This window comes from Kitasatospora sp. NPDC114501, from assembly GCF_055633695.1.
In genome coordinates this window covers 308,396-327,892 of the sequence record NZ_JBVKDS010000002.1, presented here as the reverse complement: position 1 = coordinate 327,892, position 19,497 = coordinate 308,396, and the positions used below count along the sequence as shown (strand labels likewise).

General features: G+C 71.5%; 14 protein-coding genes and 1 riboswitch. Of the genes, 8 read left to right on the top strand and 6 right to left on the bottom strand.

Translation table 11 applies throughout. The annotated features are described in order from the left end of the window. Positions 1 to 78: 78 nt before the first annotated feature. Positions 79 to 1,368, bottom strand: a complete 1,290-nt coding sequence (locus ACZ7RU_RS04970) for an extracellular solute-binding protein (RefSeq protein ID WP_470339534.1) — start codon at positions 1,366 to 1,368, stop codon at positions 79 to 81. Positions 1,369 to 1,705: 337 nt separating this feature from the next. Here ACZ7RU_RS04970 and ACZ7RU_RS04965 point away from each other — a divergent pair, with 337 nt between their 5' ends. From ACZ7RU_RS04965 to ACZ7RU_RS04940, 6 genes are all read left to right on the top strand, one after another. Continuing rightward, a complete protein-coding gene (locus ACZ7RU_RS04965) occupies positions 1,706 to 2,497 on the top strand; it encodes a GntR family transcriptional regulator (RefSeq protein WP_387750122.1) in 792 nt (263 codons plus the stop codon). Positions 2,498 to 2,884: 387 nt separating this feature from the next. Continuing rightward, positions 2,885 to 3,148, top strand: a complete 264-nt coding sequence (locus ACZ7RU_RS04960) for a DUF3311 domain-containing protein (RefSeq protein ID WP_470339533.1) — start codon at positions 2,885 to 2,887, stop codon at positions 3,146 to 3,148. Next, positions 3,145 to 4,755, top strand: coding sequence for a monocarboxylate uptake permease MctP (gene mctP, locus ACZ7RU_RS04955; RefSeq protein ID WP_470339532.1), 1,611 nt, complete (start codon positions 3,145 to 3,147; stop codon positions 4,753 to 4,755). Before ACZ7RU_RS04960 ends, mctP begins: the two co-directional genes overlap by 4 nt. A 154-nt stretch (positions 4,756 to 4,909) precedes the next feature. Further along, positions 4,910 to 5,785 carry a histidine phosphatase family protein gene (locus ACZ7RU_RS04950; protein WP_470339531.1) on the top strand — a complete coding sequence of 292 codons (876 nt, stop codon included), beginning with the start codon at positions 4,910 to 4,912 and terminating at the stop codon, positions 5,783 to 5,785. A gap of 109 nt (positions 5,786 to 5,894) precedes the next feature. Next, positions 5,895 to 6,389, top strand: coding sequence for a GNAT family N-acetyltransferase (locus ACZ7RU_RS04945; protein ID WP_470339530.1), 495 nt, complete (start codon positions 5,895 to 5,897; stop codon positions 6,387 to 6,389). A gap of 208 nt (positions 6,390 to 6,597) precedes the next feature. After that, positions 6,598 to 8,730: an acyltransferase family protein gene (locus tag ACZ7RU_RS04940; RefSeq protein ID WP_470339529.1), complete on the top strand. Its 2,133-nt coding sequence runs from the start codon at positions 6,598 to 6,600 to the stop codon at positions 8,728 to 8,730. A gap of 30 nt (positions 8,731 to 8,760) precedes the next feature. Here the strand turns inward: ACZ7RU_RS04940 and ACZ7RU_RS04935 are convergent, their stop codons facing one another. The 5 genes from ACZ7RU_RS04935 to ACZ7RU_RS04915 all read right to left on the bottom strand — a co-directional run bounded on the left by ACZ7RU_RS04935 (position 8,761) and on the right by ACZ7RU_RS04915 (position 14,980). Next, a complete protein-coding gene (locus tag ACZ7RU_RS04935; RefSeq protein WP_470339528.1) occupies positions 8,761 to 9,957 on the bottom strand; it encodes a glycoside hydrolase family 113 in 1,197 nt (398 codons plus the stop codon). A 15-nt stretch (positions 9,958 to 9,972) separates the two neighbouring features. After that, positions 9,973 to 11,424, bottom strand: coding sequence for a glycosyltransferase family 2 protein (locus ACZ7RU_RS04930; protein ID WP_387750102.1), 1,452 nt, complete (start codon positions 11,422 to 11,424; stop codon positions 9,973 to 9,975). Between the two features lie 98 nt (positions 11,425 to 11,522). Beyond that, on the bottom strand, positions 11,523 to 12,215 hold the full coding sequence (locus ACZ7RU_RS04925; RefSeq protein ID WP_470339527.1) for a hypothetical protein: 693 nt from the start codon (positions 12,213 to 12,215) through the stop codon (positions 11,523 to 11,525). Positions 12,216 to 12,383: 168 nt separating this feature from the next. Then, positions 12,384 to 13,838, bottom strand: a complete 1,455-nt coding sequence (locus ACZ7RU_RS04920) for a glycoside hydrolase family 26 protein (RefSeq protein WP_470339526.1) — start codon at positions 13,836 to 13,838, stop codon at positions 12,384 to 12,386. Positions 13,839 to 14,017: 179 nt separating this feature from the next. After that, positions 14,018 to 14,980: a hypothetical protein gene (locus tag ACZ7RU_RS04915; protein WP_470339525.1), complete on the bottom strand. Its 963-nt coding sequence runs from the start codon at positions 14,978 to 14,980 to the stop codon at positions 14,018 to 14,020. Positions 14,981 to 15,380: 400 nt separating this feature from the next. Then, positions 15,381 to 15,506, top strand: a riboswitch (cobalamin riboswitch). A 192-nt stretch (positions 15,507 to 15,698) separates the two neighbouring features. On the opposite strand from ACZ7RU_RS04915, the gene ACZ7RU_RS04910 reads away from it, so the two are divergent. Next, positions 15,699 to 18,110, top strand: a complete 2,412-nt coding sequence (locus tag ACZ7RU_RS04910; protein ID WP_470339760.1) for a ribonucleoside-diphosphate reductase subunit alpha — start codon at positions 15,699 to 15,701, stop codon at positions 18,108 to 18,110. 20 nt (positions 18,111 to 18,130) lie between these two features. Next, the gene (locus ACZ7RU_RS04905; protein WP_470339759.1) at positions 18,131 to 19,126 is read left to right on the top strand and encodes a ribonucleotide-diphosphate reductase subunit beta; all 996 of its coding nucleotides are present in this window, start codon (positions 18,131 to 18,133) and stop codon (positions 19,124 to 19,126) included. The last annotated feature ends 371 nt before the right edge of the window (positions 19,127 to 19,497 follow it).

The window sequence follows — 19,497 nt, the reverse complement described above, 5'->3', positions numbered from 1 at the left end:
CCTCACAACCTGGCCACGACGGACAGGCGTCGCCCACCGGCCCCCCGCCGGGGGTCGGTGAGCGACGCCGCTCAGTGCTTACTGCTTCTGGTTGAGCTTCTTGGCGATCTCGTCGTCGTACTTCTTGGCCGTGGAGGCGAAGTCGCCGCCCTGGAGGGCAGCGGTCAGGAACTCCTTGATCGGGTTCGGGTTGTCCTCGACGCTCGCCCAGTTCGGGGTGTTCGGGGTGATCGCGCCGACCGCGGCGGCCGACTGGGCGGCCTTGGCGAAGTCACCGGTGATCTGGCTGTTCAGCGAGGCCTTGTTCGGGATGTTGCCCGCCGCGGCGACGACGCCCTCGTTCTTGTCGTTGAGGGCGATCTTCAGGAAGTCCTTCGCCATGTCGGTGTTCTTGCTCTGCGAGGCGATCGCGAGGTTCGAGCCACCGAGGAACACGCCGGAGGGCTTGTCGGCGGTCTTGCCCGGGAGCGGGAAGAAGCCGATCTTGTCCTTCGGGATGGCCTTCTCGTCCGGGAGCTCCCAGCCGAGGCCGATCATGGTGCCGACGTTGCCCTGGCCGAAGACGTCCTTCTGCTGCGGGGTGGCCTCGTCCTTGTCCTTCGGACCGGTGGCCGAGTAGCCCTGGAGCTTCTTGTAGGTCTCGAAGGCCTTCTGGCTCTCGGGCGAGCCCAGGCCGCCGACCCACTTGTCGCCGTCCTTCTTGGCGATCTTGCCACCCTCGCTGGTGAGCAGACCGAAGTAGACGTACCACTCCTGGCCGGGCATGTAGATCGGGTCGACGACGCCCGGGGCGGCCTTCAGCTTCTCCAGGTCGGCGTAGAACTCGTCCAGGGTCTTCGGCGTGTCGGTCAGACCGGCCTTGGCCCACAGGTCCTTGTTGTAGGCGACCACGCGGTTGGTGACGTACCACGGGGCGGCGTACTGCTTGCCGTCCAGGATCGTGGACTCGTTCTGGTTGGCGGCCCAGGTCTCGCCGCCCAGCGCGGCCTTGTCCTTGGTGATGTCGAGCAGACCGCCCGAGGAGGCGTAGCCGGCGGTCTGGGTGTTGCCGACCTCCAGGACGTCGACCGAGCCCTCGGACAGCGCGGCGGTGACCTTCGCGCCGATGCCGCCCCACTCCTGGGTCGCGAACTCGACCTTCGAACCCGGGTAGGTGGTCTCGAACTCGGCCTTGACCCCGTCGGTCCAGCCCTTCGGGGCCGAGCCGCTCATGGTCCAGACCTTCAGCGTCTTGCCCTTGTACTTGTCGGCCGCGGAGGCGGAGGACGACTTCGAGTCACCCTCGCTCTTCTTGCCGTCCGAGCTGCAAGCCGCCAGGCCGACGACCATTGCTGCGACGCCGACCGCCGCGATGAGCTGACGCTTCACGCCATCCTCCTGAGGGATGCCTGGGTTGCCCCCGTCGGGCGGCAGCGGCAGACCCACACAAAGCGGGGGGAAAGGTGCCGCGGACCCCTTCGAACGGGTGGGGGGATTCATAGTTACCGGTCTAGTGGTGTAGACCAGATGCCTGGAGCTTGGCCTAGACCAATGGGCCTGTCAACGGCTGTCCGACCGATCTCGACCACCCGTTATCAAGCCGACACCGCACATCGTTCATCGCGTGATGAGGTATTCGTTCCGTAGCCATACATGCAACGATGTGAGCCGTTAACGATGTGGCGGGGTCGCGGAAGGCCTCGCGAGAAGCGGGAGAACAGGTCCGATGAGCAGCGACGGGGGATCCACCGCCCAGGTCGACGACCCCGAGGTGAACAACCTCCCGACGCAGGCCGGCACCGACCCGACCGCGCGCGTCCCCAAGTACTACGGCCTGAAGCGGCACCTGCTGCAGCTCACCGAGACCCAGCCCGCCGGCACCCCGGTGCCGCCCGAGCGCGCCCTGGCCGCCCAGTTCGACACCTCGCGCACCACCGTGCGCCAGGCCCTCCAGGAGCTGGTCGTCGAGGGCCGGCTGGAGCGCATCCAGGGCAAGGGCACCTTCGTCGCCAAGCCCAAGGTCGCCCAGGCCCTCCAACTGACCTCCTACACCGAGGACATGCGGGCCCAGGGCCTGGAGCCCGCCTCCCGGCTGATCGAGATCGGCTACATCACCGCCGACGACCGGCTCGCCCCGCTGCTCGACATCAAGCCCGGCGGCCGGGTGCTGCGGATCGAGCGCCTGCGGCTGGCCAACGGCGACCCGATGGCCATCGAGGTCGCCCACCTGTCCGCCAAGCGCTTCCCGGCCCTGCGCCGCAACCTGGCCAAGCACAACTCGCTGTACGCGGCGCTGCGCGAGGTGTACGGGGTCACCGTGGCCGAGGCCGAGGAGACCATCGAGACCACCCTGGCCAACCCGCGCGAGGCCGGGCTGCTCGGCTCCGACCTCGGCCTGCCGATGCTCCAGCTCTCCCGGCACTCCTTCGACGCCGAGGGCGACCCGGTCGAGTGGGTCCGCTCGATCTACCGGGGCGACCGCTACAAGTTCATCACCCGGCTGAAGCGTCCGGAGTAGCCGCACTCCCCCACCGCACTTCGGGCACCGGCGCGCGCGACCTGCGCGCCGGTGCCCTTTCGCGTTCCGCTCTACGCACTGCCGCGCGTTCGGCTCTGCGCGCTGCGACGACCCGGCGCAGGCCTCCGGCGCAGGCCCGTTTCCGGCCCGTCGGCGGTGGACACCGGTCGGTTCCGTCCGACTGGTGGGAACTTCCGTCAATCCCGGTGACATGGATCACCCCATGCTCTAGATTGCGCAGCCGTAATGATCTGACTGCCGATCACCGATGGTGCTGCTCGGCGGGCCCGTACGGCGCTCGGCGCCGGCCGGGCTGCGGCGCCGACGGGGAACCCCTCCGGAGCGGAGCCGAAGATGCCCTCTGATCGTCCCTTCGTCGAAGATGTCATGCCCGAGCCACCCGGGAAACCCGTCCCGGCCGTGACGCCCGAGCGGGTGCTGGCCGGGCTCGCCCTGCTCGTGCCGATCGTCGCGATGCTCTGGGTGTCCTCGTACGACAAGAACGACCCGGCGGTGGCCGGGATGCCGTTCTTCTACTGGTACCAGCTGCTCTGGGTGCCCGTGTCGGCCGTGTTCACGGTCGCCGCCTACCTGCTGATCACCCGGGACGAGAAGGCCCGCGCGGCGGCCCGGAAGGGCGGTGCCCGATGAAGGACGTCAACGTGCCGGCCCTCGTGGTCTTCGTGCTGTTCTTCGCCCTGGTCACCGTGATGGGCTTCCTCGCCTCGCGCTGGCGCCGCGCGGACGACGCGGCGCACCTGGACGAGTGGGGCCTGGGCGGCCGCAGCTTCGGGACCTGGGTGACCTGGTTCCTGCTCGGCGGCGACCTCTACACCGCGTACACCTTCGTCGCCGTCCCGGCGGCCGTGTACGCGACCGGCGCGGCGGGCTTCTTCGCGGTGCCGTACACGATCATCGCCTACCCGCTGGTCTTCCTCTTCCTGCCCCGGCTCTGGTCGGTCTCCCGGGTGCACGGCTACGTCACCCCGGCCGACTTCGTGCGCGGCCGGTACGGCTCGCGGCCGCTGTCGCTGGTGGTCGCGCTCACCGGCATCCTGGCCACCATGCCGTACATCGCCCTGCAACTCGTCGGCATCCAGGCCGTGCTGGACGTGCTGGGGGTCGGCGGCGGGGAGAACGCCAACTGGTTCGTCAAGGACCTGCCGCTGTTCATCGCCTTCGGCGTGCTGGCCGCCTACACCTACTCCTCCGGCCTGCGCGCCCCGGCGCTGATCGCCTTCGTCAAGGACGCCCTGGTCTACATCGTGATCATCGTCGCGGTGATCTACATCCCGATCCGGCTCGGCGGCTACGGGCACATCTTCGACACGGCCGCGCAGCACTTCAAGGAGGCCAAGGCCGGCTCGCTGACCATCCCCGAGAACAAGCAGTGGACGTACGCCACGCTCGCCCTCGGCTCGGCGATGGCGCTGTTCATGTACCCGCACTCGGTGACCGGCGTGCTGGCCTCCAAGTCCCGCAAGACCGTGCGCCGCAACATGGCGATCATGCCCGCCTACTCGCTGATGCTGGGCCTGCTGGCACTGCTCGGCTTCATGGCGCTGGCGGCGGGCGTCGGCAAGGGCGTCAAGGGCTACAACTCCCAGCTGTCGGTGCCCCAGCTGTTCGCCGACATGTTCCCGGACTGGTTCACCGGCGTGGCCTTCGCCGCGATCGGCATCGGCGCGCTGGTGCCGGCCGCCATCATGTCCATCGCGGCGGCCAACCTGTTCACCCGCAACGTCTACAAGGACTGGCTCAAGCCCGCCGCCACCCCCGCCGACGAGACCCGGGTCGCCAAGCTGGTCTCGCTGCTGGTGAAGGTCGGCGCGCTGGTCTTCGTGCTCGGCATGGACAAGCAGGCCGCCATCAACCTCCAGCTGCTGGGCGGCCTGTGGATCCTGCAGACCTTCGTGGCGATCGTCGGCGGCCTGTTCACCCGCTGGTTCCACCACTGGGCGCTGTTCGCCGGCTGGGCGGCCGGCATGGTCTACGGCACCTGGGAGGCGTACGGGATCTCCAGCAAGGCCACCAAGCACTTCGGCGGCAACGCGGCCGAGATCCCCGGCATCGGCGAGATCGGCTACATCGGGGTGACCGCCTTCGCGCTCAACCTGATCGTCGCGGTGGCGCTCACCCTGGTGCTGCGGGCGGTCAAGGCGCCGGTGCTCCCGGACGAGACCAAGCCGTCCGACTACAGCGCCGAAGCCGGCGACGACGAGCTGAAGAACGCGCCGGAGCCCGTAGCGGCGCACTGATTCGCGCCGTACGCGCCCTGTGATCGCGCCGCCTTCTCCGTGAACACTGGAGAAGGCGGCGCGATCATATGTATGAACAGGCGTGCACGCCGGGCACCACCAGACCGGACCGGCAGACGGCCGGAACCTGATCGACCACGGGGAGCTCGCGGCCATGGCAGAACTCGGCACCACCCTCAACGGCCAGCACCAGTCCACCCAGAGCCAGCACCACCACGTCACCGCACCGGGGCAGCACGGCACCGCCCAGGGCCAGCACCCCGGCACCCAGGGGCAGCACCCCGGTCACGGGCAGCACGGCACCGCCCACCGCCCGGCGGCGGCCGGCCGGCTGCCGTCCGTGCTGATCGCCACCCGGCACGGGGAGTCCACCGCCAACGTCGAGTTCCAGCTGGCCGAGGCCGCCGGAGCGCTCAGCGTCCCGATCAGCTGCCGGGACGCCGACATCCCGCTGTCCCTGCACGGCCGCCGGCAGGCCCAGGCCCTCGGCCACTGGTGGGCCGGCCTGCCCAGCGCCGACCGCCCGCGCAGCGTCTGGTGCTCGCCGTACACGCGCACCGCCGAGACCGCCCGCATCGCGCTCGCCCAGGCCGCCGGACTGGGCGCCGTCCCGGTCACCCTGCCCGTCCGGTACGACGAGCGGCTGCGCGACCGCGAACTCGGCGTCCTGGAGATGCTGCCGAAGGCCGCGATCGAGGCCAAGCACCCGGAGGAGGCGGCCCGGCGGCGCAAGATGGGCGAGCTGTACTACCGCCCGCCCGGCGGCGAGTCCTGGACCGACGTCGCCCTGCGGGTGCGCAGCCTGCTGCGGGACCTCTGCGAGGAGGAGGCCGGACGGCCCGTCCTGCTGGTCGCCCACGACTGCACGGTGCTGATGCTCCGCTACGCGCTGGACCGGCTCACCGAGGACCAGCTCACCGCGCTCGGGCCGGTGGACAACTGCTCCACCAGCCTCTGGCGGGCCCAGGACGGGCGGCTGCGGCCGGACGGCTGGAACGGGGTCGGGCACCTGGCGGTCGAGGCGGACTGACCGCTCCCCGCCTCCCGTACGGCCGCGGCGGCGCCGGGCCCGGGCTTCCCGCGCCGGTCCGTTCGACCCCGGAGCACCGCCCGGCAGGGGGCTCCGGCACACTGGCCCGATGGACTTCCTCATCCGCCAGGCCCTCCCCGAGGACCTCCACGACGCCGGCCGGATCACCGTCGAGGCCTTCGTCGGCGACGGCTACACCAAGCCCACGAGCGGCTACGTCGAGCAGCTGCGCGACGCCGGCCGGCGGGCCCGCGAGGCCGAACTCCTGGTCGCCGTCGACCAGGCCGGAGCCGGCGTCCTCGGCTGCGTGACCTTCGCGGTCGGCGGCACCGAGTGGGCGGACATCGCCTCCCCCCGGGAGGGCGAGATCCGGATGCTCGCCACCGCCGCCGCCTCCCGCGGCCGCGGCGTCGGCGAGGCCCTGGTCCGCGCCACCGTCACCCGCAGCCGCGAACTCGGCCTGGCCGGCATGGCCTTCTCCACCCGCCCGGAGATGACCACCGCCCACCGGGTCTACGAGCGCATCGGCTTCCGGCGCACGCCCGAACGCGACTGGGCCCCGTACCCGGGGATGGACCTGATGGTCTACACCATGGCGTTCTGACGAACGGGCCCGAGCGCCCGTAGGGCGTCGCCGGCCGTCCCACCGGTCGGTGACCGACAGACGATCAACAGACGTCTTTTGATATAAACCACAGATCAAGTCATGCCCTCTGAGCATGTCGCGACAGTCGATCGACCCCGGGGGAACAGACCACATGGACGACGGGCCCGGCCTCGGCGCGCCCTCGAGCGGACCCACGCTCCAGGACATGCGCAGGAGCAGGGGCTACGAAGCCCCCGCCACCAGCCGCTACGCGATCCCCGCACCGACCCCGGAACCCCGCGGTCCGCTGCCGCCCTCCGTCCGCTTCAAGGCGGTCGACGGTCTGCGCGGCCTCGCCATCGCGTCGGTGCTGCTGTACCACACCAACTGGTTCCAGAACGGTCTGTTCGGGGTGGACGTCTTCTTCGTCCTCTCCGGCTTCCTGGTCACCCTGGTGCTGGTCCGCGAGCTGGACCGCACCGACGGCATCCGGCTCGGCGTCTTCTACCGCCGCCGGGCCAAGCGGCTGCTGCCCGGCCTGTTCGCCACCATCATCCTGGTGGTGGGCCTGTCCGCCCTGATCAGTCCGCTACGGGACGTCAGGGACCTCCGTCCGCAGGCGCTGGCCGCGCTCGCCCAGATCGCCAACTGGGCCCAGCTGTCGCGCGGTGACGCCTACTGGCAGCACTTCTCCTCGATCGACCCGCTCGCGGCCATGTGGTCGCTCAGCATCACCGAGCAGTTCTACGCGCTCTGGCCGCTGCTGCTGCTCGTGGTCTACGGGGTCTGCCGACGGTCCGTCCGCGCGGCCGGCCTCGTCACCGCCGGGCTGTTCGTCGTCGCCGCGCTGATCGCCCCGCTGATGTGGAACGGCGACAACAGCGACCGCCTCTACCTCGGCACCGAGACCCGTGCGGTCGGCTTCGCGGCCGGCGCCACCGCCGCCTTCGGGGTCTACCTGTGGCTGCGCCGCAAGGTCCGCGCCGAGTCCTCCGGCGGATCGCGCTCCCGCTCGCGTGTGTCGGCCGGCCCCGTCCTGCCCACCCTGGTGGGCACCGCGGCCCTCGGCGGCCTGGTCTGGGCCAGCCTCTCCGTCGGCAACTACCACGAGCCGTGGCTCTACCAGGGCGGGCTGGCCGTGGTCGCGGCCCTCGCCGCCGTCCTCACCGCCGCGCTCTGCCAGGAGCGGGGTCCGCTGGTGTGGCTGATGTCGCTGCCCCCGCTGCGGCTCACCGGCACCATCTCCTACAGCCTCTACCTGCTCCACCTGCCGGTGTACTGGCTGCTCCAGCACTACGTCGACGACATCTCGCCGAAGCGGCTGCTGCTCATCGGCGCGCCGGTCGCCTGGGTCCTGGCCTGGCTGCTGCACACCGGCACCGAGAAGCTCCGGGTGCTGCGCTGGCGGGCCTTCCCGGCCGTCCCGCTGGTGGCCGTCACCGCCGCGGTGGCCACCGCCGGCGCCTGGTACCTGCCCGCCTGGGTGTCACACGACATGAAGTCCGGGGCGGGCCGGCCGATGGTGCTGCTCCTCGGCGACTCCTTCTCCCAGGACCTCTCCACCGGCCTGTACCGGCACGGCGACCGCTACCGCGTCGTCGACGGCGGGATCAGCGGCTGCGGGGTGTTCGGCTCGGAGAAGGTCCGCACCACCTCCCAGGAGGAGTTCGAGACCAGCCAGGAGTGCCGCGACCGGGCCGCCGCCTGGGACCGGCAGCTCGGCACCGGGCCGCAGGCCGTCGTGGTCCACCTCGGCTGGGACGCCGCCGAGCAGTACCTCGACGGCAGCTGGCTCAACCCGTGCGACGAGGACTACCGGGCCCGGTACGGCACCCGGCTCTCCCAGGCCGTGGACCAGATCCGCCGCCGCGCGCAGGGCGCCCAGGTGCTGCTGATGAACGAGCGGGTCGAGAACGGCGCCATCAACAAGACCTGGGGCACCTGCTACAACCAGCAGGTGGGCGACTTCGTGAAGGCCTCCGGCGGCACCGTCCGGCTGCTCGACCTCAACACCTTCTACTGCCCGTACGAGACCTGCGCCTGGAAGGACAAGGCGGGCCACCTGGTCTCCCCGGCCAACGACGGGGTGCACCTCACCTCGGCCGGCATGCGGTTCGTCACCCCGTGGCTGGAGAAGGAGATCGCGGGCGCGCTGGCCGCACCCGCACCGACCCCCACGCCGACTCCCACCCCGACGGCCGCACCCACACCGACTCCCACGCCGACCCCCACCCCCACCCCCACGCCGACCCCGACGCCGACGCCGACGTCGACCGGCAAGCCGAGCAGCCACCCCCCGGCGAAGCCCACCCGGACCCCGACCGCCAAGGCGACCGCGACCCAGGGCGACGGGCGCTAGCGGGGCGGGACCCCGGGGGGGCGACGCGGCTCAGGAGGGCGGCAGCTCGTAGGTCTGCGCGAAGCAGGTGCGGATCGCCTGCTCGGACGCGGGGCGCCCGGCGAAGTCCATCCGCGGGGTGTCCTGGTTGGTCGGCAGGGTCGGGTCGATGCCGAAGTAGAGCGACCAGAAGTACACCCCGCCCAGCCTGCGCTCCTGCGCCACCTGGCAGACCGCGGTGAACCAGGCGGCCTGGACGGCCTCGTTCAGCTCGCGCTTGGTGTAGAAGTCGCCGGGCGTCTTGTAGGCGCCCTTCTGCGCCGGGATGCCGACCTCGGTGAGCTTGGTGGCCGGCTGCGGCCCCGCGCCCCGCTTGTCGAGCCAGCCCTGCCAGCTGGCCACCAGGTCGGCCACCGGGGCGTCGTCGCCCGCCGACTTGGCGGGGAAGTAGGCGTCCACACCGGTTCCGTCGGTCGGCAGCGGGAGCGGCCCCTTGGACCAGTTGTCCCAGTTGGCGTCGTACACCAGCTGGCCCCGGAAGGTCTTCCGGGCCTGCTCGATCAGGCCGGGCCAGTGCGGGTCGTTCTCCAGCGAGTTGAACTCGGTGCCGATGGTGAACTCGGTCGCGGAGTGCTCCTGGGCGGTCTTCAGGTACGGCGCCAGGAAGGTGGCGTAGCTGGCGAACCAGGCCTCCTTGTCGGCGGGCGCGATGTTGCCGCGCCACACGCCGGTGGCGGAGTAGTTGAACACCTCCTCGTCCAGGATCGGCCGCACGGTGGTGCGCAGACCGGCCCGGTGGGCGGCGTCCAGCAGCAGCGCCAGCCGGTCCGGGGACGGGGTGGTCGGCCGGGCGGCGACGGCGTTCGACTTCGGCCCGGTCGTGTAGTACGGGAACGTCACCGAGAGGGAGTTGGCGTTCAGCCCGACCACGTACTTCACGATGCGGTCGACCTTGCCCTGGACGAAGCTGTCCGGGTCCGCCGGGTCGTCCAGCCAGTACACCTGCACGCCCCACTCGGGGCTGCCCTTGGTCCACGGCCTGGCCACCTTGGGGCCGGTGTCCTCCACCGGCGGCGCGTCCTTGCCGAAGCCCCAGACCCGGCCCTGCTCGGTCGGTGCGCCGGCCCAGCGCACCGTGGTGGGACGCTGGTGGTCGAACTTGATCGGGTGGTCCCCCCAGACCAGCGGGATGCCGACGGTGAGGGCGACCACCACGGTCGGGAGGATGAAGATGACGGGGCGCTTCACTGTCGTGACTTCCGATCAGGCCGGCTTGGCGATGACGACGAACTTGTTCTCCTCGCGCTTCAGGAACTTGATCAGTCCCCTCAGCCCTCCCCAGCCCTCCAGGAAGGAGAACAGCGGAATGCCCGCCACCACCACGATCGGCTCCCACCACTTGCGCCGGTGGTTGGCCGAGGCCACCACGTTCAGCCGCAGGCCCTCCCAGTACGTCCAGATGACGTAGGCGAAGTTGATCGCCCAGACCAGCACCACGGACTGGGTGACCGGCGAGGTGTTCCAGGTGCCGGTGAACCACGCCACCAGCAGCACCAGTCCGACGTGCTGCAACGGGCCCAGCACCCAGCTGACCATGCCCATCCCGATGAACAGCCGGTACCGCAGCGGGATGGTCTTGTTGAAGCAGAGCGCGACCAGGCCCCAGGCCCAGCGCTCGCGCTGCTTGAGGAAGTCCTTGACGCCGGCCGGCGAGGCGCCGTAGCAGCGGCCGTTGAACCAGTCGCTGCGGCCGGGGTAGCGCTGGCAGAAGTTGAGCGCCATCTGCGCGTCCTCGACGATGGTCTTCGGTCCGAAGTCCCAGCCGATGGTGGCCTCCACCGAGGAGCGCACGATCAGCAGCTCGCCGTGCACGCCCGCGATCGGGGTTCCGGTGCCGGTCATCGCGCGGAAGCGGGCGATGTCGTCGGCCGGACGGATCGCGTCGGCGAGCCAGGTGAAGGTGGAGACGGCGTTCTCGCGCGGGTACGTCAGGATGCCCTGCGCCATGTGCTTGGCGTCGTCCCCGGCCCGGCGCTGCCGGTTGACGAACTGGGCGACGGCGGCGGCGGTGTCCGGGCCGACGCCGGTGTCGTCGTCCATGTGCAGCACCCAGACGTCGTCCTCGGCCTCGCCCTCCTCGATCCGCAGCTCGTGCGAGTAGTGGTTGGCGCGGGCCTTGAACTTGGTGCCGTTGGGCGTCTCGTACGCCTTCGGCACGGTCACCACCCGGATCAGCGGGTGGCGCTCGGCCAGCTCGTCGATCTTCTCCGCGGCGGCGCAGCCCTCCTCGGTGAGGATGTCCACCCGCATCCACGGGAAGTACGGTGGCAGGTGCTCGACGTACGAGAGCACGGAGCGCTCCAGCGCCGGGTAGGTGTCGTGGCGGCCGATGGTCGGCACCAGCACGATCAGGAAGTCGTCCTCGACGGGTGCGGCCGGGGTCATCCGGCTGACCTGGCGCAGCCGGCGGCGGACCATCAGCACGCCCTGGAAGCCGATCAGCACGCCGAACACCGGCATGCCCCACAGGATGGTGATCGCCCAGCCGAGCGGGGTGGGGTTGGGCACGTACGCCCACACCGAGAACGCGAAGATGATCACGAAGGAGATGTAGAACGGCGCCACCCGGGGCTTCCACGACATCTGTCGCTCGGCGAGCCGGGCGGCCTCGCGGGACGTGGTCAGCACCGTCCGCTCGGCGGTTGTCGATGACATGGCGAAAGTGGTTCCTCGTCTGGTGTCGGCTCAGCCCCGAGCGGGGCAAGGGTCGTTCGTGAGCGGTCGGTCCGGTGGCGTCAGCCCTGTGGCGTCAGTCAGCCCTGTGGCGGACGGTCCGCGGGCGGCGGCACGACCGGGCCGGGCTGCGGCTGGACGCCGGGCCACGGCTGGGCGGGCTGCTGCTGTTGCTGCGGGTACGGCAGCGGCGCCGACGGCTGGCCCGGACCGGGCTGTCCCCAGCCGGGCTGGGGCTGTCCGGGCAAGGGCTGCGGCCAGCCGGGCTGCGGGTACGGCTGCGGCTGCCCCCAGGCGGCGGGCTGGGGCTGGAACGGCAGCGGCGCCGGGGCCGCGGCCGGCTGCTCCCGCCAGACCGACCGGCCCAGCAGCGCGATCAGCACCGCGGTGACCACCACCCCGACCCCGAAGGTCGCGAGCTTGAGCCAGCCCTCGGTGGTACCGGTGAACCACTCCCGCTGCGGCGCGTCCAGCAGTGCGCCGACCAGGCTGCGTACCCGGTTGTACCCCTCGACCAGCGCGACACCGGCCGCCACCCCGAGCGCCCAGTTGCGCCCGCGCAGCAGCAGGACGCCCGAGACCAGGTAGAGCAGGCCGTAGTTGAGGCTGCCGGTCTCGGCGTACACCGAGGAGCCGCCGTAGTAGAAGACGCCCTTGAGGTACGTGGCGACGCCGACCTGGCCGAAGCAGTTGTACCCGGCCCAGCCGAGCAGCACCGCGCCCCAGCCGACGGCCACGCCGCCGGCCACGCGCATCGGACCCGTCCCTGTCATCCCGTATCCCCCGCCCCTCCGGGCCCGTCCCGGCCGTTCGCCCGCCCTCGGCTTCGCCGCCACAGGATGCCACACGCCGCAACGGAGCCGGAATTCCACCCGTTCAGCGCAGCCCCGCAGTGCGGCCCACCTCACACCGCCGACCACCGGGCCGGCGGCGGCGCCGGCTCAGCGCACGTGCAGACCGCTCCAGTCGACGTTCGCCCCGAAGGTGCCGGAGCCGCCGGTGAGCGCCAGCGGACTGCGGTACGTCGCGGTGACGTCCGCGGCCGAGTTGCGCGGCTGGTCCGGCGTCAGGTTGTTCGCGGTGAGCGACTGCCCCCAGACCGTCCAGATCGTCCAGGGCGTGCGCCGCAGGGTCTCCGGCTGGCGGGAGTTGACCGGGACGGCGAAGGACTCGGCCAGCATCCGCGGCTTGCCGTAGGCGGACAGCCCGTCGTAGTACCGCTTGGTCCACACCTCGCCGGTGCCGATCGGGTGCGCCGGGCTGCCGCTGTAGTCGTCCACCCCGACCACGTCCACGAACTGGGCGCCCGGGTAGTAGTCCCAGGGGTCCATGCCCGGGGCGCCGTCCCAGGACACCGGCGTCCAGACGAACAGCAGGTTGTGCAGCCCCCGGGTCTCCACCAGGTACCGGTAGGTGATCTTCCACAGTGCCTGGTACTCGGCCGGTTTCTGGCCCGCCCACCAGAACCGGCGGGAGCAGTCCAGCACGTTCATCTCGTGGTACGGGCGCAGCAGCACCGGCACGTCGTGGGCGGCCAGGTACTCCAGGTGGTCGGCCAGGTAGGAGAGGTCGGTGATCAGCGCCCGGTACTCGGGGGTGTCGTGGGCGCCGTCCACGACCCGGCCGAACCAGTCGGGGTCCTTGGCCGCCGGCGAGTTCGAACAGAGCACCCGCTCGAAGGACTTGACCTCCGACCCGGGGTAGGGCTGGTGGAAGGACATGCCGACGATCCCGGCCGGAGCGCCGCCGTTGTCGGGCAGTTCGGTGCTGCTGCCGTCGCAGTTCTGCTGCGCGCCCGCCGCGCCGTAGCCGCCGTCCTCGGCCCGCGGGTGGCCGCTCCAGACGGCGGACAGCAGGTCGACGGCGTCGTCGGTGTACTGCCAGCCGGCCCGGCAGGTGGGCCAGCGGCCGGCCGAGTAGGAGCGCGGGTTGCCCACGCCCCAGCCGTTCTGGCCGTAGCCGGGGCCGAGGTCGGTCTCCACGAAGCCGGGCAGCTTGCCGGTGATGTCGGCGGCCTTCTTGTAGTAGTAGCCGACCTGCTTGGTGCCCCGGTAGTCCCCGTACTCGGGGTTGTTGCGCTCGTTGTGCGCCTCGACGTGCTGGCCGATCACCGTGCCGCCGCTCTGCCCGGTACGGGCCTGGGCCTCCAGGTCGGCGAGGAACTGCTGGACCGCGCGGGCGTTCGGCGAGGCCTGCGGGTCCCGGGCGAGCAGGTCCCGGCCGACCTCCGGCGGCAGGGTGCGCCCCGGAAGGCCGACCGACACCGGGACCCTCGGGGGCTGTTCGCCTTCGGCCCTGCCGTCGTGGTCGAGCAGGAAGACCGCTCCCGCGGCGACGACGGCCCCGGCCGCGGCCAGGACGGCGGGCTTGCCGCGCAGGGCTCTGGGCAGGGCCACGGACCGCTCCTCCGGTTGCTCGCCGGCGCCGCCCCCCACGGACGCAACCGGAACACGCATACGAAATGACTGTCCCGAGAGACTGCCACACTCCCCCGGCCCCCGCGAACGATCCACCGGGGCCGGAGTGTCCCGGCGGGCCGACCCGCCGGGGTCACCGGCGGGGGCGTCCCGGCTGGTCAGCCCGCCGGAGCCGGCGGGGTGCCCTGGACGCCGGGCGCGGCCGAGGACGCGGCCTTGGCGCGCTTGAGCAGCTGCCCCTTGACGTGCTCGGCGAACCCGGAGGCCGCCGCGGTCGCCGTGGCGTCCGGGGCGTTGCCGCCCTTGGCCGAGCCCTCGACCGTGAAGTAGGCGTACCGGCCCAGGCTGTTGTGGGTGCCCGTGCAGCCGGCGGCGGCGCAGAACGCCGGCGATCCGGCCGCGGGCGCGCCCTTGAGCTGACCGGCGAAGTTCTTCGTCGCGGTCTCGGCCTGGATCCTGTGGTCGAAGACCGCCACCCCGACCGTGACCGCGCTCTCACCGGACACGTACGTCGCCCGGAGCACCTGCTGGCACCCCTGGTCGCCGAGCACCTTGCCCAGCCCGCCGGTCGTGGAGTTCCCGTCCCAGCAGGGCGAGTCCAGCGCCACCACGGTCCGGTTCCAGGTGGCACCGTTGATCGTCACCTGGAGCGCGGAGAACAGCGCTCCCGCGTCCTGCGGTGCCGGGTCGGTGGCGGCCTCCCAGATCGGCTTCGACGGGTCGTCCGGCTGGCCCGGCGTGCCGGAGGCGCTCGGGACGACCGTCGGCTGGGCGGTGGTGGCCGTCGTGGGGCCGTCGACCTTCTTGCCCTTGAACAGCAGCACGCCACCGGCGGCCAGGCCACCGACCACGGCGACCGCGGCCACCACGCCGATGACCTTCATCCGGCGACGGCGCTTGCCGTCGGCCTCGTTGCGGTCCGCCAGCGCGTCCCAGTCCGGCTCGGCCCGCCGCGGCGGGCCCGGCTGCTGGGGCTGCTGCTGGAGGTGCCACTGCGGCTGGGGGTTCGGCTGCGGCTGCCCGACCGGGTGCGGCTGGGGGTTCGGCTGCGGCTGCCCGACCGGGTGCGGCTGGGGCTGCGGCTGCGCGACCGGCGGAGCCGGCTGCGGCGGAGGCGCCACCGGATGCGGCACCGGGGGGATGGGCTGCGCGACCGGCTGCGCCGACGGCACGACCGGCCCGTACGAGGCGGGCGGCGGCCCGAAACCCCCACTCGGCGGCGGTACCGGACCAGGTACCACCGGCTGCTGACTCTGTGCGCCCCCCGGCCCGGCGGGAGGCGTTCCCTGCGGCCCCTGCCCAGGTACGCCAGTTCCGTCGCTCATGCGCCCAGATCGTAGGGCATCCGCGTGACCACCGATCCTCCCGGTGGCCATTCCGTATCGAAACCAGGACGCCCCGGCCCCGTTCCGGAGTCGCCGACGGCCCCCGTCCGCCATGGTTCCGGTACGACCGGTTATCGCCCCGACACGCGGCGCCGCACTACATCTGGGGTCGCTTCAGGGAGACACCACTACATGTATGCTCACTCCTGCTGTCGATGCAGGGGAACCCGGTGCGAATCCGGGACTGCCCCGCAGCGGTGAGCGGGCGGTTCCAGCAGCCGTACCCGCGAGTCCGATGACCTGCCGACGGCGTGCGCCACGGCCCTCCCGCAGAGGCCGCGCGAGCACGAGCAGTACCCCTCCGGGCCTCGCGGGCGGGCCGGGGAGTCACCGTCGCGCGACGCCGTCTGCGTTCGTGCCGTGCTCCCCTGCCCCGATCGGCCCGGTGGCCCCCGATCACCGCCGCCGATCGCCGCCAGGAGAGAGCGCCTTGACCACCGCTGCCTCAGCCACCCTGCCCGCCCAGGGCTCCGGTACCGCCTTCACCGACCCGACGGTCTCCGACCCCGGCGGCGCCCTGCTGCGGCTTCTCACCGACCGCAGCACCGACCTCACCGAGGTGGACCCCGGCCACGTCGCCGCCGCCGCGCTGCGCGGCCGCCACGCCGGCTCGGACTTCGCCGAACTCCGCGGGCTGGCCGTGGACGCCGCCGCGTCGATGATCGCCGAGGACCCCCAGTACTCGAAGCTGGCCGCCCGCCTGCTCGCCCTGGAGATCGTCGACGAGGCGAACAGCCAGGGCTCGACGTCCTTCTCCGCCTCGATCGCCGTCGGCCACGCCGAGGGCCTGATCGGCGACACCACCGCGGCCTTCGTCACCAAGCACGCCGCCGCCCTGGACGCGCTGGTCGACACCTCGGGCGACGACCGCTTCGAGTACTTCGGCCTGCGCACCGTGCAGTCCCGCTACCTGCTGCGCCACCCGATCACCCGCAAGGTGATCGAGACCCCGCAGCACTTCCTGCTCCGCGTCGCCTGTGGCCTGGCGGTCGGCGACAGCGAGCAGTCGGTGCGCGAGGTGGCCGAGCTGTACGGCCTGATGAGCCGCCTGGAGTACCTGACCTCCTCGCCGACGCTCTTCAACTCCGGCACCCGGCACCCGCAGATGTCGAGCTGCTACCTGCTCGACTCGCCGCTGGACAACCTGGACTCGATCTACAACCGCTACGCGCAGATCGCCCGCCTCTCCAAGCACGCCGGCGGCATCGGCCTGTCCTACTCGCGCATCCGCTCGCGCGGCAGCCTGATCCGCGGCACCAACGGCAAGTCCAACGGCATCGTGCCGTTCCTGCGCACCCTCGACTCCTCGGTCGCCGCCGTCAACCAGGGCGGCCGCCGCAAGGGCGCGGCCTGCGTCTACCTGGAGACCTGGCACGCCGACATCGAGGAGTTCCTGGAGCTCCGCGACAACACCGGCGAAGAGGCCCGCCGCACCCACAACCTCAACCTGGCGCACTGGATCCCGGACGAGTTCATGCGCCGGGTCAACGCCGACGAGGACTGGTCGCTGTTCTCCCCGGCCGACGTGCCCGAGCTGGTCGACCTGTGGGGCGCCGACTTCGACGAGGCGTACCGCAAGGCCGAGCAGGCCGGCAAGGCCGTGCGCACCATCCCGGCGCAGACCCTGTACGCCCGCATGATGCGCACCCTGGCGCAGACCGGCAACGGCTGGATGACCTTCAAGGACGCCTCCAACCGCGCCGCCAACCAGACCGCGCTGCCGGGCCGTACGGTGCACTCCTCCAACCTGTGCACCGAGATCCTGGAGGTCACGGACGACTCCGAGACCGCCGTCTGCAACCTGGGCTCGGTCAACCTGGGCGCCCACGTGGCCCCCAGCGCCTCCGCCGCCGACCTGCTCGGCGCCATGGACTGGGAGCGGCTGGACGCCACCGTGCGCACCGCCGTCACCTTCCTCGACCGCGTGGTGGACATCAACTTCTACCCGACCACCGAGGCCGGGACGTCCAACTCCCGCTGGCGGCCGGTCGGCCTGGGCGTGATGGGCCTCCAAGACGTCTTCTTCAAGCTGCGGATCGACTTCGACTCCGCCGAGGCGAAGCAGTTGTCCACGCTGATCGCCGAGCGCATCATGCTCACCGCCTACGAGCGCTCCGCCGACCTGGCCGAGCAGCTGGGCCGCCACGAGGCGTACGGCGAGACCCGCGCCGCCCGCGGCGAGCTGCACATCGACCACTTCCCGAGCGCCGCCCCGCAGTGGGCCGACCGCTGGACCGCGCTGCGCGCCCGGATCGCCGAGACCGGCCTGCGCAACTCGCTGCTGCTGGCCATCGCGCCGACCGCGACCATCGCGTCCATCGCCGGCGTGTACGAGTGCATCGAGCCGCAGGTGTCCAACCTGTTCAAGCGCGAGACGCTGTCCGGCGAGTTCCTCCAGGTCAACCCGTACCTGGTGCGCGAGCTCAAGGACCTCGGCGTCTGGGACCAGCAGACCCGGGACGCGCTGCGCGACGCCAACGGCTCGGTGCAGGAGCTGAACTGGCTGCCCGCCGAGGTCCGTTCGCTGTACCGGACGGCCTGGGAGCTGCCGCAGCGCGCGCTGATCGACCTGGCGGCGGCCCGCATGCCGTACCTGGACCAGAGCCAGTCCCTGAACCTGTTCATGGCGGCGCCGACCATCGGCAAGCTCAGCTCGATGTACGCCTACGCGTGGAAGGTGGGTCTCAAGACCACCTACTACCTGCGTTCGCGCCCGGCCACCCGCATTGCCCAGGCCGCGTCCGGCACCGCGCGTGCGGCCGCGCCCGCGCCCGTGCCCGTGAACACCCCCTCCCTCACCCCGGAGCAGGAAGCCGCCATCGCCTGCTCCCTGGAGAACCCCGAGTCCTGCGAGGCCTGCCAGTGAGCACCCCCGAAGACCGCAAGATGCTGCTCGACCCCGGCTTCGAGCTGACCCTGCGCCCGATGCGGTACCCGTCGTTCTACGACCGGTACCGGGACGCCATCAAGAACACCTGGACGGTGGAGGAGGTGGACCTGCACTCGGACGTCGCCGACCTGGCGAAGCTGAGCGAGGGCGAGCGGCACCTCATCGGGCGACTGGTCGCGTTCTTCGCGACCGGTGACTCGATCGTCTCCAACAACGTGGTGCTGAGCCTCTACAAGCACATCAACTCCCCGGAGGCGCGGCTGTACCTGTCGCGCCAGCTGTTCGAGGAGGCCGTGCACGTCCAGTTCTACCTGACGCTGCTGGACACCTACCTGCCCGACCCGGAGGACCGCAACGCGGCCTTCGCCGCGGTGGAGAACATCCCCTCCATCCGCCAGAAGGCCCAGTTCTGCTTCAAGTACATGAACGCGGTCGACCACATCGACTCGCTTCGGACGAAGGAGGACAGGCGGGCGTTCCTGCTCAACCTGATCTGCTTCGCGGCGTGCGTGGAAGGTCTGTTCTTCTACGGCGCGTTCGCCTACGTGTACTGGTTCCGGAGCCGGGGCCTGCTGCACGGCCTGGCCACGGGGACGAACTGGGTGTTCCGCGACGAGTCCATGCACATGGACTTCGCCATGTCGGTGGTCGACACCGTCCGCGAGGAGGAGCCCGACCTCTTCGACGACGAGATGGCCAAGCAGGTCACGGAGATGCTGGAGGAGGCCGTCGAGGCCGAGCTCCAGTTCGCCCAGGACCTGTGTGGTGACGGTCTGCCCGGCATGAACACCGCGTCGATGCGGGAGTACCTGCAGGCGGTGGCCGACCAGCGCCTCGCGCGCCTCGGCCTGCCGATCCGGTACGGGTCGACGAACCCGTTCGGCTTCATGGAGCTCCAGAACGTCCAGGAGCTGACCAACTTCTTCGAGCGCCGGGTGTCGGCGTACCAGGTCGCCGTCGAGGGCTCGGTCGCCTTCGACGACGACTTCTAAAACGAGAAGAACGAACGACAGCGGTGCCCCGCACGGCCACAGCCCGTGCGGGGCACCGCTGTGACATCAGTCGGCCCTCCCGATCCTCTGGGAGCGCATCCGCGCCCTCCCCGTCCGCGAGGCGCACCGGGACGTCATCCGGATCCGCATCGGCCCCGGCGGGGGCGAGGGCGTCGCCAACTGCCTCGCCCGCAACGGCACCTGGAGCACCACCCTCCACGTCGGCGACATGACCGACTGGACCGCCCACCCGATCACCGTCACCGCCGCCTCCCGGCCCTGAACTCCCCCGCCCCGCCCGGCGTGAACGCCGGGCGGGGCGGCCGCAGGTCCGCGCGCGCCCGTCCGGATGAACTCCCGGGCCGCACCGG